This window comes from Parachlamydia acanthamoebae (assembly GCF_000875975.1).
Classification (GTDB): domain Bacteria; phylum Chlamydiota; class Chlamydiia; order Chlamydiales; family Parachlamydiaceae; genus Parachlamydia; species Parachlamydia acanthamoebae.
Genome location: NZ_BAWW01000066.1, coordinates 132,082 through 146,958, shown reverse-complemented (window position 1 = coordinate 146,958; position 14,877 = coordinate 132,082). Strand labels below are relative to the sequence as shown.

General features: G+C 41.8%; 14 protein-coding genes. 8 read left to right on the top strand and 6 right to left on the bottom strand.

Going from position 1 to position 14,877, the window contains the following annotated elements:
* The first annotated feature begins 8 nt into the window (after positions 1 to 8).
* From AOM43_RS10285 to AOM43_RS10250, 8 genes are all read left to right on the top strand, one after another.
* Positions 9 to 791, top strand: a complete 783-nt coding sequence (locus AOM43_RS10285) for a hypothetical protein (RefSeq protein WP_013924381.1) — start codon at positions 9 to 11, stop codon at positions 789 to 791.
* Positions 792 to 987: 196 nt separating this feature from the next.
* On the top strand, positions 988 to 2,187 hold the full coding sequence (locus AOM43_RS10280; RefSeq protein ID WP_013924382.1) for a PP2C family serine/threonine-protein phosphatase: 1,200 nt from the start codon (positions 988 to 990) through the stop codon (positions 2,185 to 2,187).
* 242 nt (positions 2,188 to 2,429) lie between these two features.
* On the top strand, positions 2,430 to 3,044 hold the full coding sequence (locus tag AOM43_RS10275) for a superoxide dismutase (RefSeq protein ID WP_006342386.1): 615 nt from the start codon (positions 2,430 to 2,432) through the stop codon (positions 3,042 to 3,044).
* A 205-nt stretch (positions 3,045 to 3,249) separates the two neighbouring features.
* Entirely contained in the window at positions 3,250 to 4,155 is a 906-nt protein-coding gene (gene accD / locus AOM43_RS10270) for an acetyl-CoA carboxylase, carboxyltransferase subunit beta (RefSeq protein ID WP_013924383.1), read from the top strand.
* A 21-nt stretch (positions 4,156 to 4,176) separates the two neighbouring features.
* Positions 4,177 to 4,623, top strand: a complete 447-nt coding sequence (gene dut / locus AOM43_RS10265; RefSeq protein ID WP_006342388.1) for a dUTP diphosphatase — start codon at positions 4,177 to 4,179, stop codon at positions 4,621 to 4,623.
* 46 nt (positions 4,624 to 4,669) lie between these two features.
* Positions 4,670 to 5,119, top strand: a complete 450-nt coding sequence (locus AOM43_RS10260) for a PTS sugar transporter subunit IIA (RefSeq protein WP_059360158.1) — start codon at positions 4,670 to 4,672, stop codon at positions 5,117 to 5,119.
* Between the two features lie 25 nt (positions 5,120 to 5,144).
* Positions 5,145 to 5,891, top strand: coding sequence for a PTS sugar transporter subunit IIA (locus AOM43_RS10255; protein ID WP_039378447.1), 747 nt, complete (start codon positions 5,145 to 5,147; stop codon positions 5,889 to 5,891).
* A gap of 109 nt (positions 5,892 to 6,000) precedes the next feature.
* A complete protein-coding gene (locus tag AOM43_RS10250) occupies positions 6,001 to 6,312 on the top strand; it encodes an F-box protein (RefSeq protein ID WP_006342391.1) in 312 nt (103 codons plus the stop codon).
* A gap of 41 nt (positions 6,313 to 6,353) precedes the next feature.
* Here the strand turns inward: AOM43_RS10250 and AOM43_RS10245 are convergent, their stop codons facing one another.
* From AOM43_RS10245 to sufB, 6 genes are all read right to left on the bottom strand, one after another.
* Positions 6,354 to 8,909: an ATP-dependent Clp protease ATP-binding subunit gene (locus tag AOM43_RS10245; RefSeq protein WP_006342392.1), complete on the bottom strand. Its 2,556-nt coding sequence runs from the start codon at positions 8,907 to 8,909 to the stop codon at positions 6,354 to 6,356.
* A 155-nt stretch (positions 8,910 to 9,064) separates the two neighbouring features.
* Positions 9,065 to 10,009, bottom strand: coding sequence for an L-threonylcarbamoyladenylate synthase (locus AOM43_RS10240; protein ID WP_059360155.1), 945 nt, complete (start codon positions 10,007 to 10,009; stop codon positions 9,065 to 9,067).
* Positions 10,010 to 10,018: 9 nt separating this feature from the next.
* A complete protein-coding gene (locus AOM43_RS10235) occupies positions 10,019 to 11,254 on the bottom strand; it encodes a cysteine desulfurase (RefSeq protein ID WP_059360152.1) in 1,236 nt (411 codons plus the stop codon).
* Between the two features lie 12 nt (positions 11,255 to 11,266).
* Positions 11,267 to 12,571, bottom strand: coding sequence for a Fe-S cluster assembly protein SufD (gene sufD / locus AOM43_RS10230; RefSeq protein WP_059360149.1), 1,305 nt, complete (start codon positions 12,569 to 12,571; stop codon positions 11,267 to 11,269).
* The gene (gene sufC, locus AOM43_RS10225) at positions 12,568 to 13,329 is read right to left on the bottom strand and encodes a Fe-S cluster assembly ATPase SufC (RefSeq protein ID WP_006342396.1); all 762 of its coding nucleotides are present in this window, start codon (positions 13,327 to 13,329) and stop codon (positions 12,568 to 12,570) included. The genes sufD and sufC overlap by 4 nt, the downstream gene beginning before the upstream one ends.
* A 16-nt stretch (positions 13,330 to 13,345) precedes the next feature.
* On the bottom strand, positions 13,346 to 14,782 hold the full coding sequence (gene sufB, locus AOM43_RS10220) for a Fe-S cluster assembly protein SufB (protein ID WP_013924387.1): 1,437 nt from the start codon (positions 14,780 to 14,782) through the stop codon (positions 13,346 to 13,348).
* Positions 14,783 to 14,877 lie beyond the last annotated feature (95 nt).

The following is a 14,877-nucleotide window of genomic DNA, read 5'->3' as shown; positions in this document are numbered from 1 at the left end:
TGGTAATCATGAAATTTGCTATTTTATTTATTTTTTGCAGTCAATTGAGCTTTCTTAGTGCTGTCAGTCTTAACGAGAAAATAGTGACAATTCCTCTGGAAGATCGCAAGGCTCTGGAGGAATTGTTTCGCGATGTCGTTAACAATGATCACTTTGGATATACCTTATATGGGGACAAGCCTGTTTCAATCGCAGCTCATTTTCGAGTTACTCCTTGGGAAAATACCTTAGAGCTTGGTCAGTGTGATGGCCTTTTTTGGAAAAGATGGGAAGTTTGGGAAAAATACAAAGACAAATTTCCTAGTTCGAACTACCTTCTTTTGCGTGAAACAAATTCCGCTTCCCCACTTTTTTTTAGCGACATGGTTGTATTGATAAATAAAGGCGCATTTTTACAAACAATAAAACGTTACTTGCTCATTTTTGAAAGTATTTTGAAGCAAAAAGTTATTCCAGAACAATTTTTAGCACAAATTGAAGAAGGTAAAAAAACTTTTCTTGACAGTATTTTGGATCACGATTTATTGCTAGGAATCCTTTTAGGATATGGACAACATAATGCGACGTTATTTTGTCACAAAGATAAAATTTTTAAACAAACATGCTTGGGACTATATGCGCGTAGTAAGCGTTTTCCTCTAATAATACAAGATCTATCTTTTGCAGCTGATCTTAAGCATCCTGAAACAAAATATTTGAAGAAAAAATATGATCATCTGAGAGGTGTGATCTCGGCAATATATGCTAAAGAAGGGTTCTTAGTAGGTTCATTATCCCGTTTTACTGAATAAGGAATTGTAAAAACTTTTAAAAAGTGAGCAAGCATTGGTTGATAAGTATCGTAAATTTGCTGTTCTTTGATCGTTGAGATGTTTACTTCGATACTATATTTACAAGATAGATTCGATAAATAAAGCATTGTAAAAGTCATCTCAAATCGCTATTCTGCCGTCCAATAATACAAATACTTGTGATTAGGAGAATAACGTGAATCTTTTTCATTCTATGGTTGATAAGTTACCTGGATCATCTTACATCAAAGTCTGTTTATCTTCTTCTTGCAAGTCAGCAACAAGATGGGGGCATCGAATTGTTTCGACTTTCGAACATATGCCTTTATTCGGGAAGTTTGCCCTGCAGGTGAAATTGATTGCGATTTTGGCATTAAGAAAATTGTTTCTGCCTAGGGATGTTTCCTGGAAACCAAGACGATTGCCGGTTGAGCATGCGTTTGAAAAAATGCGTCGCAATGCTTACAAAGCTGTTCAAGAGCATTACAATAAAGCATCTTGTGAAAGCTACATCTCTCCCTGTGAAATGCAATTATTGGCAGCGCCTGGCAAATCTTCACTCCACTTTTTCCCAGCAGTATGCAGTAGCAAAGGGAATAGACCGACTATGGAGGATACCCAGTTTTATTTGGAATTCCCAAAGGGAATTCTTTTAGCCGTCTTTGATGGACATCGTGGACGGGGTGTGGCGGATTTTGCACGAGATGAATTTCAGAAAAGATTTCCGATTGCATTAGCTGATGCCGAAGGGAATGTGCATGAAGCCTTTGAACAATTATTTTATGCGATTCATTCTGACATCGTAAAAGCACATGATATCAATTTAATCTGCAAGGGAAGCGCGGCTGTTGTGTGTTACATAGATAAAATGACACAAAAAATTTACGCAGCGACTCTAGGTGATAGTGAGGCTAATATTTATAGAAAAATTGATGGAGAGCTGAAATCCATTCCTCTTTCATGTGTTAGGGATTGGAGCCATGAAAAAGAAGCTTTGCGGGCTGCAATAGCCCAAAAAGACCTCTCAATTGTGTATAAATGGACGCATACGGATGAGCCGAAGAGTTTACGTTATTACAAAAGAACTTTTTCTGGCAAGTATGGGCTTAATTTAAGCCGATCGCTTGGAGATGCAGATTTTGCAGGGACCCCCGCGGAACCGATCATGATTGCAAAGCCAAAGATTACAGTTTGGGAGCTTATGCAGGACGATATCCTTGTACTAGCTAGCGATGGATTAAAGGATTATGTTTCAGAAGAACGGATTGTGGATGTTCTTCAAGAAGAATGCGATAACATTGCGGAATGTCTCATTAACGAAGCCATAAAAGAGAAAAGTGAAAATGTAACGGTGATAGCGGTTAAGGTGTGTGGTATAGGCATTGGATCGCAATAGGGCTGGAGCATGCAATGAATGCCAAATCTCAAGTTCATTAAATAAAACATCATCAGTACGCATGTGGGCGTTTTTTTTCTGATGCTTTCTTAATTTGTTGATTTTAGAAAAAATCATCGATGAAAGCGGCGGGTATTTCTATGGATAAGTATAGAATTTCTTTCATCTGCTTGCGAAAATACTCTTAATCGGTCAGAATACCAGAAGATTCTGTTTAACCATCAACTTTAAAGGAGTCTAATATGACGCTGCAATACAAATTGCCCGATTTGCCGTATGACCTTGGCGATCTAGAACCTGTGATTTCTAAAGAGATCATGTCTTTGCACTATAACAAGCATCATGCGACTTATGTGGCGAATTTGAATAAAGCCCTTGAGCAATACGCTGAGGCTGAAGCTAAAAATGATCTTCCTGCATTAATTACCTTGCAATCCGCAATTAATTTCAATGGTGGTGGACATATCAACCATTCGATTTTCTGGACAAATTTAGCCCCTCAAAAAAGTGGTGGCGGAGCTCCTCCGGAAGGTGCTATCGCGGAAGCTATCCAAAAACAGTTTGGTTCCCTCGAGAAGTTTATCGAAACAATGAACACCAAAACAGCCGCAATTCAAGGCTCTGGTTGGGGTTGGCTCGGTTATTGCAAGAACAAAAAACAATTAGAAATTGTGACTTGTTCAAACCAAGATCCTTTAGCTGCAAAAGGTTTAGTACCTTTATTAGGGATTGACGTTTGGGAGCATGCTTATTATCTTCAGTATAAAAATGTACGTGCAGATTATCTGAAGGCTATTTGGAATATTGTGAATTGGAAGAACGTAGAAGAGCGTTTTACAAAGGCTAAAGCTGAGTAAGCTTTTGATTCTCAACATGATTAATTTTTTAAATTTCATGTTGAGAATTTTAAAAAATTTGGAAAACATCTTGAGTTAATCCCGAGTGTCTCGTAAACTTACAACTGTCATCAATCATAAAAACGTAACTTACTGGAGCTCTTAATCTAACGATGTAAACTGGAGCGCTTGAGTTTCTAGTTAAAGTGCGACTGAGAGTTAAAATATGGGTTTGTTTTCCCGCGATAAGCCAAAAATTAAAATCCAAACGACCAAAAAAGACGGATTTAGTGGATGGTTAAAATGCACGCATTGTAATGAGCTCATTCATACCAATCAAATTGAGCAAAATAACAATTGTTGTCCAAAATGCGATTATCATTACCGCTTATCTGTCGAAGAAAGGCTAAAATCTCTTGCCGATCCAGACTCATTTCAAGTGATGTTTACTGAATATCAACCCGTTGATTCTTTAGGGTTTGTGGATACAGAACCTTATCCGCAACGTTTAACTGCAGCAAGAGAAAAATCCGGCCGCGATGAAGCTGTATTGGTTGGACGCTGTTTAATGGGTGGTCGTCCGGTTGCGCTTGGTATCATGGATTTCCAATTTATGGGCGGGTCCATGGGGTCTGTTGTCGGTGAAAGACTCACTTTGTTAATGGAATATGCATTATCTCATCATCTCCCTTTGGTCATTGTCTCAACTTCTGGTGGCGCACGTATGCAAGAATCTGTGCTATCTCTCATGCAAATGGCAAAAACGTCTGGAGCATTGGCCAAACTGCATGAAGCCAAAATTCCTTATATTTCCGTTTTGACAAATCCCACAACGGGGGGGGTAACAGCCTCATTCGCTTCTTTAGGTGATATTATCATTGCGGAACCTAATGCTTTAATTTGTTTTGCAGGTCCACGTGTGATTGAGCAGACAATTGGTCAACAACTTCCTCCTGGTGCTCAGAAATCGGAATTCTTACTGAAACATGGTATGATTGACTGCATTGTAAGACGTCCAGAATTAAAAGGTAAAATTGTGGAGTTTTTAGATTTCCTCGCTGCTGATTTGAAGGAAGTCACTCCAGACTCTTCGCAAGAAGGGGGAAAGAAAAAAGGTGGGACTAAGCGCTAGTCCCCAAAGAAAGAGGAATATATGAGTTCTCATTGTAACGTATGGATAAAAACGGAAGAGGGTGCCTCTTTGCCTGCTTATGGATCAATCGATGCTGCGGGGGCCGATGTCAGAGCCTATCTCAAAGAAGATGTGATCCTGTCTCCAGGCAGTAGTGCACGTATACCCACAGGAATTTATTTTGAAATCCCCCAAGGGTTCGAAATTCAAGTTCGCCCTAGAAGCGGTTTAGCTGCCAATCATCAGATTACGGTTTTAAATACTCCGGGAACCATTGATGCCGATTACCGCGGCGAGCTGCAAATTATCTTGATCAATCATGGAAAAGAACCATTTATCGTCACCAATGGTATGCGGATTGCTCAAATAGTTCTTTCTCCCGTTGTTCAAGCCATTTTTGCATTCAAAGAACAACTAGCCGAAACAGTCCGTGGTACTGGCGGCTTTGGACATACAGGGCTCAATTGAGCCCTACCTAAACGATTTCAGATATTTTCTAACAAACGAACTCTCTATGATTAAAATATCCAAATATTTGGATGCCGATCTCGTCACCTTTTTAGACGTCGATACGCGCGATGAAGCTCTTCACACTTTAGTTGAAATGGTTCATAATGCTCATTTAATTAAAGACAAAGAAGCTTTTTATAACGCAATTATTGAAAGAGAAAAAATTGTATCAACGGGTATTGGAATGGGAGTTGCTATTCCACATGCCAAGCTTGTTTCCTACGATCACTTTTTCGTTGCGATTGCCGTACTGCGCAGGGGCATTGATTGGAATGCGTTGGATCATGCGCCTGTAAGAATCATTTTTATGATTGGCGGTCCCGATGATAAGCAAACGGAGTACCTTCAAATCCTATCCTCATTGACTCTAATGTTAAAAGATGAGCAAAGAAGAAAAAAAATGTTAACTTTGAATTCCGGAGACGCTATTCTTGCTCTTTTCGATGAAACATAAAAAAGTTAAGACAGGAGGCTAATCTATGGATTTAAAAATCAAAGATGTTGCAGATCTTCTCAATGTATCAGAAACCACCATTCGTCGATGGCTGGTGGATCGAAAAATTCCTGCTTATCGGATTAACCATCAATATCGCTTCAGCCGAATTGAAATTGAAGATTGGGTGTTAAAGCATAAACTGGGAAAAACACAGGAAGATGGATATTCTCCGTTTGACAAGCAAGACGTTCGAGTGAAAACTGAAGAGAATGGATCTAAAGATGGGGAAAGCGCAAAAGGGGGCAGCAAGCAGTACGGATTATACCGCGCGATTCACAAAGGAAATGTGTTGCACAATGTCCCTGGAGCAACGAAAGAAGAAGTCATAAAAAATGCGACAGCGATCATTGCGAAAGATCTCAATCTAGATGCGGGCGTATTGACAGACCTCCTTTTAGACAGAGAGAATCTTCAGCCAACGGCCTTAAACAATGGAATTGGTATTCCGCATACACGTGACTTTGTCATGAATACCCATCACGACATTGTGGTTGTGGTATTCCCTCAACAGCCGATTGAGTATGGGGCTTTGGATGGACAACCAGTCCATACGCTTTTTTTCTTATTTGCATGTGAAGATAAACGCCACTTGCATCTCCTAGCAAAAATAGCCCATCTAAGTCATCAAGCAAGCACTCTAGAGCTTTTACAAAGCAAACCGGATAAAGAAGCCTTTCTAGAATATGTTAAAAACTGGGAAAGCAGCATTCAAAAAGTGCAAACTACCTAATCTTTATATGATCACGGCAAGGATCCTTGTCGTGATCTTTCTTAAATTCATAGGAAATAAAAGTGTAAGTATTTATTGTATTTAAAAAAAACAATACAATGGATGTTTTATGCAAATCAATGATCTACCCGCAGAAGCTCTAACTCTCGTTCTTTCTTTTTTAGAAGTGAAAGATTTGGCCCAAGTCAACTTAGTGAGTCAGCAACTGAGAAAGGCTGTAGCAGATGATAAGCTTTGGAAAGGGTTATACAAACGGGATTTCCCTAATTCATACAAGGGAAGAATTGCAACGGAAATCATGGGGCAATCTCGCTATACACAAGATCCGCCCAATTGGCAGAACAATTATAAGGCACAGGCGTGCTTTCTACATTTTATGTATCATTTTAAGAAATCTGCAGAGCAAGAAAGCAAAATCTAAGCCTCAAATGGAAGGTTCCGATGAGGCTTAGACCATCACTTTTAAAGTGAACTTGGTAAGGAAATCGAGTTTTCCTGATTTTGTTGCTTATCCTTCTCTGTCAAAATCAGATGGTCTCCTTCAGCTGAAACAAAATAATGCAACTTTTCGTCTGGGTGCATTAAGATTTTTTCGGCTAGCGGATCCTCCAAATACTGTTCGATGGTGCGACGCAACGGACGCGCACCCATCTCTGGTTGGAATCCTTGATCGACCAAGAAGTCTTTTGCTTTTGCATCGAGCTCAATGGTAATGTCTCGACGTGCAAGTCTCTTCTGCACTTTGACAATTTCCAGTTCAATCACTTGTAAGAGAGCTTCGCGCTTGAGTGGATGGAAAATGACCATGTCATTCAAACGGTTTAAGAATTCTGGCTTAAAGTGTTTCTTGGTCGCTTTTTCAATTTTCTCTTTAATATGTGCATAATCCATGGAGCCTTCCATTGCGCCAAAGCCTACTTCTGTGCTCTTCTTAATTAGGTCGGCACCCAAGTTAGAAGTCATGATAATGATGGTATTACGGAAGTCAACTTTGCGTCCAAAGGAGTCTGAAAGGCGCCCTTCTTCCAAAATTTGCAGGAGCAAGTCCATCACATCTGGGTGCGCCTTTTCAATCTCATCGAAAAGCACGACAGAATAAGGGCGTTGTCTAACTTGTTCTGTGAGCTGGCCACCTTCTTCATGTCCCACATATCCGGGAGGAGAACCTGTCATGCGGCTGACTGCAAATTTTTCCATATATTCAGACATGTCCACCTGAATGAGCGCATCTTCTCCGCCAAAAAGATGAATAGCCAACAATCGCGCTAATAAGGTTTTTCCAACACCTGTAGGCCCAAGGAACATAAAGGCACCAATGGGGCGATTTGGATCTTTAATGTCGGCACGGCTACGTCTAATGGCTCTGCTGACTGTTCTAATGGCTTCATCTTGACCAATAATGCTATTGCGTAAGATTTCTTCCATTTTGAGCACTTTTTGTGTTTCGCCTTCTGTGAGTCGATTAATAGGGATTCCAGTCTGACGGGCCACGACATTCGCAATGTCCTCGTCTTCGACCACCACTTCATGCTCTTCTTTATTGATTTCCCACTGTGCTCTAAGCTGTTGAAGTTGCTCTCTTAATGTTTTCTCTTTATCGCGCAATTTTGCAGCTTTTTCATATTCTTGCTTGCCAATGGCCTCTTCTTTTCCAAGGCGAATATCTTCAATTTCTGTCTCGAACTTGCTGATATCCTGAGGTTGATTCATCATCGAAATGCGCATTTTAGCACCTGCTTCATCAATCAAGTCAATCGCTTTATCGGGGAGGAAACGTCCGTGGATATAGCGGTCTGACAAAATAGCTGCGGCATGTAGGGCTTGTTCGGTGTAGATACACTTGTGGTGCTCTTCATATTTGCTTTTGAGTCCCGTCAAAATCTGAATGGTTTCATCCACACTTGGAGGTTGAATGATAATCTTTTGAAAGCGGCGCTCTAGAGCAGCATCTTTTTCAATGTGCTTGCGGTATTCATCAACAGTGGTTGCACCAATACACTGCAATTCACCACGTGAAAGCGCGGGTTTTAAGATATTAGATGCATCGATAGCACCTTCTGCAGCACCTGCTCCCACAATCGTGTGCAATTCGTCAATAAAGAGAAGGACGTTGCCGTTTTTCTTGATTTCTTCCATGACAGCTTTAATGCGCTCTTCAAATTGTCCTCGGTATTTCGTTCCCGCAATCATGAGGGCAAGGTCGAGGGTAATTAGCTTTTTCTTACGCAAATTGTCTGGAACTTCCCCTTTGACTATCGCTTGCGCTAATCCTTCCACAATCGCGGTTTTACCCACACCGGCTTCACCCACTAACACGGGGTTGTTTTTGCGTCGGCGACATAAAATCAAGATTAAACGTTCAACCTCTTCACGACGGCCTATCACAGGGTCCATTTTCCCTTCGCGCGACATTTCTGTTAAATCATGTCCATATGCACGGAGTGCTGGCATTTTATCTGTCGAATTTCCTGTACTTCCTGTCGGCTTCTCGAACGGTTTTGGATTCGCCGAAGCCGATGGGCGAGACTGTGAAGGTTCTTGCGTGCCACCACTTGTTCCAATCGGAGGTAGCTGAAGATTGAAGGTTTCAAGCTCTTTTAGAACTTCTTTACGCACTTCTTTCAAGTTAACGTTAAGGTTTTCTAGGACTTGAGCTGCAACCCCATCTGTTTGTCTAAGCAAGCCTAAGAGAAGGTGCTCGGTGCCGACATAATTGTGATTTAAATTGGCGGCTTCCTCGTTAGCATACTCGAATACTTTTTTAACTTTTCCTGTTAAGGCGGGATCGCCATAGACTTGAATTTCAGGGCCATATCCCACTAGTTTTTCTACTTCTGCGCGAACGGTTTCAAAATCGATGTTTAGATTGCGCAAGACGTTGACGGCAACTCCTTGGCCTAGCTTAAGAAGCCCTAGCAAGACATGCTCTGTACCTAAATAGTTATGATTTAACCGCTGAGCTTCTTTTTTTGCTAACTTGATCACTTGCTTAGCGCGGTTGGTGAATTTATCAAACATGATGTCTACTCACTTGTTTGGTATTAAATGCAGTAATAAACACAGAGATGAGAGCTATAAGTGCAACACACTTCGTGATTTCCTCGGAAATTGCTTTTCCAAGGAGGGCTTTTCTAAATTTCAATTTAGGATGGGCCTATTTTTTTTGCAAATTGTTAAATGATGGAAGAGGGGTAGCTCGCTCTTTTTAAACGCTCAGAAATTGTAAGCCATAACCCTTTTTGTGGAAAGTCACTATCCACCCATATGCACTGAATTTTAGCATCATCCAACGATCGTAACGTATCGTAAAGGTTTTCGGCAACTTGTTCCGGATTGTCTGATTTACCCAAGGAAAAAATTTTGCAATTCGGGTATTGCCGATCAGAAAATCCTAAAACGTAGCCAATCGATTCAGGAGATGCTTTATTATCCAATAGTAACTTAGCCTGAGGGGCATAGTGTCTGTACAATTGTCCAGGACATAGAGGTTTGGCTTGATTCGTCTCTTGTCGAATCACAGGTTGATAACCCAGAATAGGTTGAAATTGTTCGGGAGCTAAAGATCCTAAACGCACAATTTCCCATTGGTTATCAATGAAATATAAAATGGTAGACTCCAATCCACGTGTGCACCCACCCCCATCTAACACAGGAAAAGCAGTTCCAAAATCCTCTTCTACACGGCTAGCTTGTGTCGCAGAAGGTCTGCCAGACAAATTTGCAGAAGGCATGACAACAGGGCCTACCTGCTTGATCACAGCTTGTGATAGTGGATGCTGGGGAATACGAAAAGCGGCAGTTGTAAGGCCAGCTCTAACCGTATTTGGGATAGTTGCCGGTTGAATAGGGAGCACCAATGTTAACGGACCTGGCCAAAAATGCTGGGCAAGTTTCACAAAATAAGGAGGTATCGACTGTGCATAAGGATATATTTGTTCGTAATGCGATACGTGAATAATTAAAGGATTATTCGCAGGGCGATTTTTTAAGGCAAAGATGTTTTCAATAGCGTTTGGATGGCGCAAAGACGCTGCAAGACCATATACGGTTTCTGTGGGGAGCGCAACAACCTCTCCTTGAGAAAGCAATTCGCAAGCTTTTTCTAGTAAAACACGCATAAGGACCCTTTAGTGAAAAAGAACTGCAATTTCTTGTAGGGCTTCCGCAAAAGCCTCGATTTCTTCTTTTGTGTTGTAGAGTCCAAAGGAAGCTCTGGCTGTTCCTGGGACATGAAAGCGTCTCATTGCAGGCTGGGCGCAATGATGGCCAGTCCGAATCGCGATTCCTTTTAAATCAAGCATAGTGCCGACGTCCAAAGGATGGATCCCTTCCATGCAAAAGCTAATAATCGCTCCTTTTTCTGCGGCAGTCCCAATGATTTTAAATCCGGGAATTTCAGACCACAGTTTCGTCGCATAGTCTAGAAGTTCGTGTTCCCAGGTTTTGATCTCTTCTCGTCCGATTCCTATTATGTAGTCAATCGCTGCGCCTAATCCGATTGCTTCGGTTATCATCGGTGTGCCAGCTTCAAATTTGAGGGGAAGCGTATTATATGTTGTCTTAGTAAACGTCACGGTATCTATCATGTCTCCGCCACCTTGATAAGGAGGCATTTTTTCTAGGAGGACTTCTTTCCCATACAAAATTCCAATGCCCGTAGGGCCGTAAGCTTTGTGACCAGAAAAAACGTAAAAATCGACATCTAGGGCTTGCACATCAATTGCCATATGGGGAGCGGCCTGCGCACCATCCACCAAGACTTTAGCTCCCACATCGTGGGCAAGGTCAACGATTTGTTTAATGGGGTGCAAAGTTCCTAAAGCGTTTGAAATGTGGCCAATCGCAACTAGCTTCGTTTTTTCATTGAGCAGTTCTCGATAGACATCCATCATCAGTTCGCCGCGGTCATTAACTGGAATGACTTTAAGAGTGGCTCCTCGATCTTCACAAAGCATTTGCCAGGGAACAATATTGGAATGGTGTTCAATTTCAGAAATAATGATTTCATCGCCTGCATGAATAAATGCCTTGCCGAAGGAATGAGCCACTAAATTAATTGACTCTGTTGTTCCGCGTGTAAAAATAATCTCTTCAGGCCTTTTTGCATTTAGAAAATGCATGGCTTTGAGACGTGCCGCTTGATAGAGATAGGTTGAGTGGGCCGCAAGCTCATAGATAGCGCGATGCACGGTGCCGTAGCTATCTTCATAAAAATGGGTCATGCAATCAATCACAGCTTGAGGCTTTTGCGCAGTTGCCGCTGTATCAAAATAGATGAGTGCCTTCCCATGCATGGTTTTGGAAAGCATGGGAAAATCGGATCGATAATCGGAAACTGTTTTATGCTTTTTTGAGTGGCTCATATTCACCTCCGCTTATAAATAATTTTGCATGCGCTGGGCTAAATGTTGACGAACTGAGGGGATAGAGATTTTATTATACACTTCTTGGGCAAAACCATCGACCAATAAGCGCTTTGCATCCACAGGGGGACAACCACGTGTTTTTAAATAGAAGAGCTGCTCTTTGTCCAATTGCCCCACTGTGGCTCCATGCGACGCTTTGACATCATCCGCAAAGATTTCTAGGTTTGGTTTGCTTTCGGCTCTGGCTGTATCGCTCAAAATAATGTTGTTATTCAATTGAAAAGCATTTGTCTTTTGAGCAGCTTGTCGAACCAAAATTTTACCTTCAAAGCTCGAATGACTAGAGCCATTTAAGATCCCTTTGAAAAGCTGCAAAGATTGACAATTCGGGCTTTGATGATCCACCAGAACGTGCGTATGCGCTTCTCGCTTCTCATCCAATGTCCAGGCGCCATTTAGTTCTGCATGGGCGTTTTCGCCATTTAATACCACACGGTAGTCGTGTCGAGCAGTTGTGCTGCCTTCTGTCGCATGAACGGCGAGGAATGTGCTGTTTTTTTTGAGATAAGCTCGTGTCGAAGTCATTTGCCAGCATTCAGGGGGAAGTGGATAAGAGGTTTGTGTATAACGTACATGAGCCTGTTCTTCGATGGAAAAATCGGCGACCTGATTCACCCAATATGTGCTGCCAGATAACGAACCTAGTGCGGAAAGAACGTTTAGCTCGGATTGTGCACCCACAAAAAAGTGGAGGCGAGGCATGGACATGAAAGGAACTTCTGTATCCATGATTTCTAAAATCTGTATTGGTTTTTCAACTTGTAAACGAGGGGGAATATACACAAAAATTCCATCTGTATGTATAGCCGCGTTTAAGGTTGCAAAAGGATCCGTCTCTTCCATCAACGTTTTGCCCCACTGGTTGGTCAAAAATGCACCAAATGAGCGAACTGCCTGTTCAAGGGGGGTGACGACCACTTTGGTTGGTAAGCCCGAGATATCAGATAAGCTGGGGACGTAATAGCCATTTACAAAAACGAGCACAGAATGGATACATTCAGGGGCAATAAAATCAGCAATTTTGGCTTTGTCAAGCGCTGGTGTTAGTGCAGTTGCATAAGTATGTGCAAAAAGTTTTCGCAGGGGGACGTAGCGAAAAACATCGTTTCTTGGAGTCGGGAGTCCCAGCTCTAAAAAATGATCCCACGCTTTTTGACGGATTTTTTTTAAGAGGGGGTCACCTGCCACATTGCGAAATGCTTCTTCGAGAGAAGAGTGAAAAGATTCTTGGTTTGATTGAGAAAGAGTCATCATTCCGACGCTCCTTGTGGCGATTCTATGAGCCAATCATATCCTTTACTTTCTAATTCAAGTGCAAGCTCGGGTCCTCCAGATTGCACAATTTTGCCCTCTAACATCACATGGACATAAGTTGGTTTAATGTAATCCAAAAGTCTTTGATAGTGCGTGATTAAGATGATTTCAGTCTCAGGAGTCATCAGCTGGTTGACACCGCGTGCCACAATTCGCATTGCATCGATGTCTAGGCCCGAATCTGTTTCATCCAAAATGGCGAGTTTGGGAGTTAAAATGGCCATTTGTAAGATTTCGTTTCTCTTTTTCTCTCCACCAGAAAAGCCTTCATTTAAGCTTCGTTCTTTGAATTCTGGCTTGATTTCCATGAGCTTCATTTTTTCATCGAGAAGCTGATCAAATTCTTCTAAAGAAAGAGTCGGTTCATTTTTAGCTTTTCGATTAGCATTGTAAGCGGTATGCAAAAATTGGATGTTGCTCACGCCTGAAATTTCCACCGGATATTGAAAGCTCATGAATAAACCCAGATGCGCTCTCTCTTCAGGTTCTAGTTCCAAGACATCTTGATCATTAAAAAGGATTTGTCCTTCGGTCACTTCATAAGCAGGGTGGCCAGCCAAGACTTTTGCTAGGGTGGATTTCCCGGCCCCGTTAGGTCCCATGATGGCATGGATTTCTCCAGGATGAACGGTGAGGTTGAGTCCTTTTAGAATCGGTTTTCCTTCAACAGAAGCATGTAAATTGATGATTTTAATCATGATAAGTCCTAAATCTTTATCCCACGGAATTTTCAAGTTTGAGAGTTAATAATTTTTGAGCTTCAACGGCAAACTCGAGGGGAAGCTCTCGGATCACATCCTTGCAAAAACCGTTTACAATCATGCTGATTGCATCTTCTTGCGAAATGCCTCGTTGTCTAAAGTAAAATAGCTGCTCTTCGTTTAATTTAGAAGTGGAAGCTTCGTGCTCTACAGATCCTGTAGAATTGCCTACTTCAATGTAAGGGAAGGTATTAGCCGTGCATTGATCACCGACAAGCATGGAATCGCATTGGGTGTAGTTCCGGGCTCCCTCAGCGCGGGGGGCTACCTTTACAAGACCTCGATAACTATTATGTGATGAATCTGCGGAGATCCCTTTGGAAATAATGGTTGAGCTTGTGTTTTTGCCCAAGTGAATCATCTTAGTTCCTGTATCTGCTTGCATTTTCCCATTTGTGAGAGCGACAGAGTAAAACTCTCCAATCGAATTGTCCCCCTGCAAAATACAACTAGGGTATTTCCATGTAATGGCGGCGCCCACTTCGACCTGCGTCCAGGAAATTTTAGAATGCACACCAGCGCAGCGACCTCGCTTTGTCACAAAGTTGTAGACTCCGCCTTCTCCGGTTTTTGGATTCCCAGCGTACCAGTTCTGCACGGTTGCATACTTAATTTGCGCGCGATCTAATGCAACGAGCTCTACCACCGCAGCATGCAACTGATTGTTGTCATAAGCGGGAGCAGTGCAACCTTCTAAATAACTCACAAAAGAGTCATCTTCAGCAATAATCAAAGTGCGTTCAAATTGGCCTGATTCTTTATCATTAATACGGAAGTAAGTCGAGAGTTCCATGGGAGAAATGACTCCTTTTGGAACATACACAAAAGAACCGTCTGTAAAAACGGCTGAATTCAACGCAGCGAAAAAGTTATCTCCAATCGGAACAACGGAGCCCATGTATTTTTCAACGAGTTCAGGGTATTTTTGAATCGCTTCAGAGATGGAACATAAAACTACGCCAGCTTCATCCAATTTTTTCTTAAAAGTTGTTCCAATTGAAACGGAATCAAATACCATGTCCACAGCCACGTTTGCTAAGCGCATTTGTTCATCCAAGGGGATGCCTAGTCTTTGGAATGTTTTAAGGACTTCTGGATCAACATCTTCTAAACTTTCATGTTGAGGCTTCATCTTAGGAGCGGAATAATAGCGAATGTTTTGATAGTCGATGGGAGGATAGTTCGCATTCAGCCAATGGGGTTCTTCCATTTCCAGCCATTTTTGATAGGCTTTTAAGCGGAAATCCAGCATGAAGGCCGGTTCGTTCTTCTTTTCAGACAAAGCGCGGATGACATCCTCATTCAGGCCTTTAGCAAAACTGTCGGTTTCAACATTCGTTACAAATCCATATTTGTAATCAGAATCTTGAAAATTGGGCTGCGCATTCATTTTAGCTCCTATATCGTCGACTCTTCGCTGCACATTTTTTGAGTGAAGAAGTCTAGATTATAAACATTTTATTGTCAATTACATGAACAAAACTG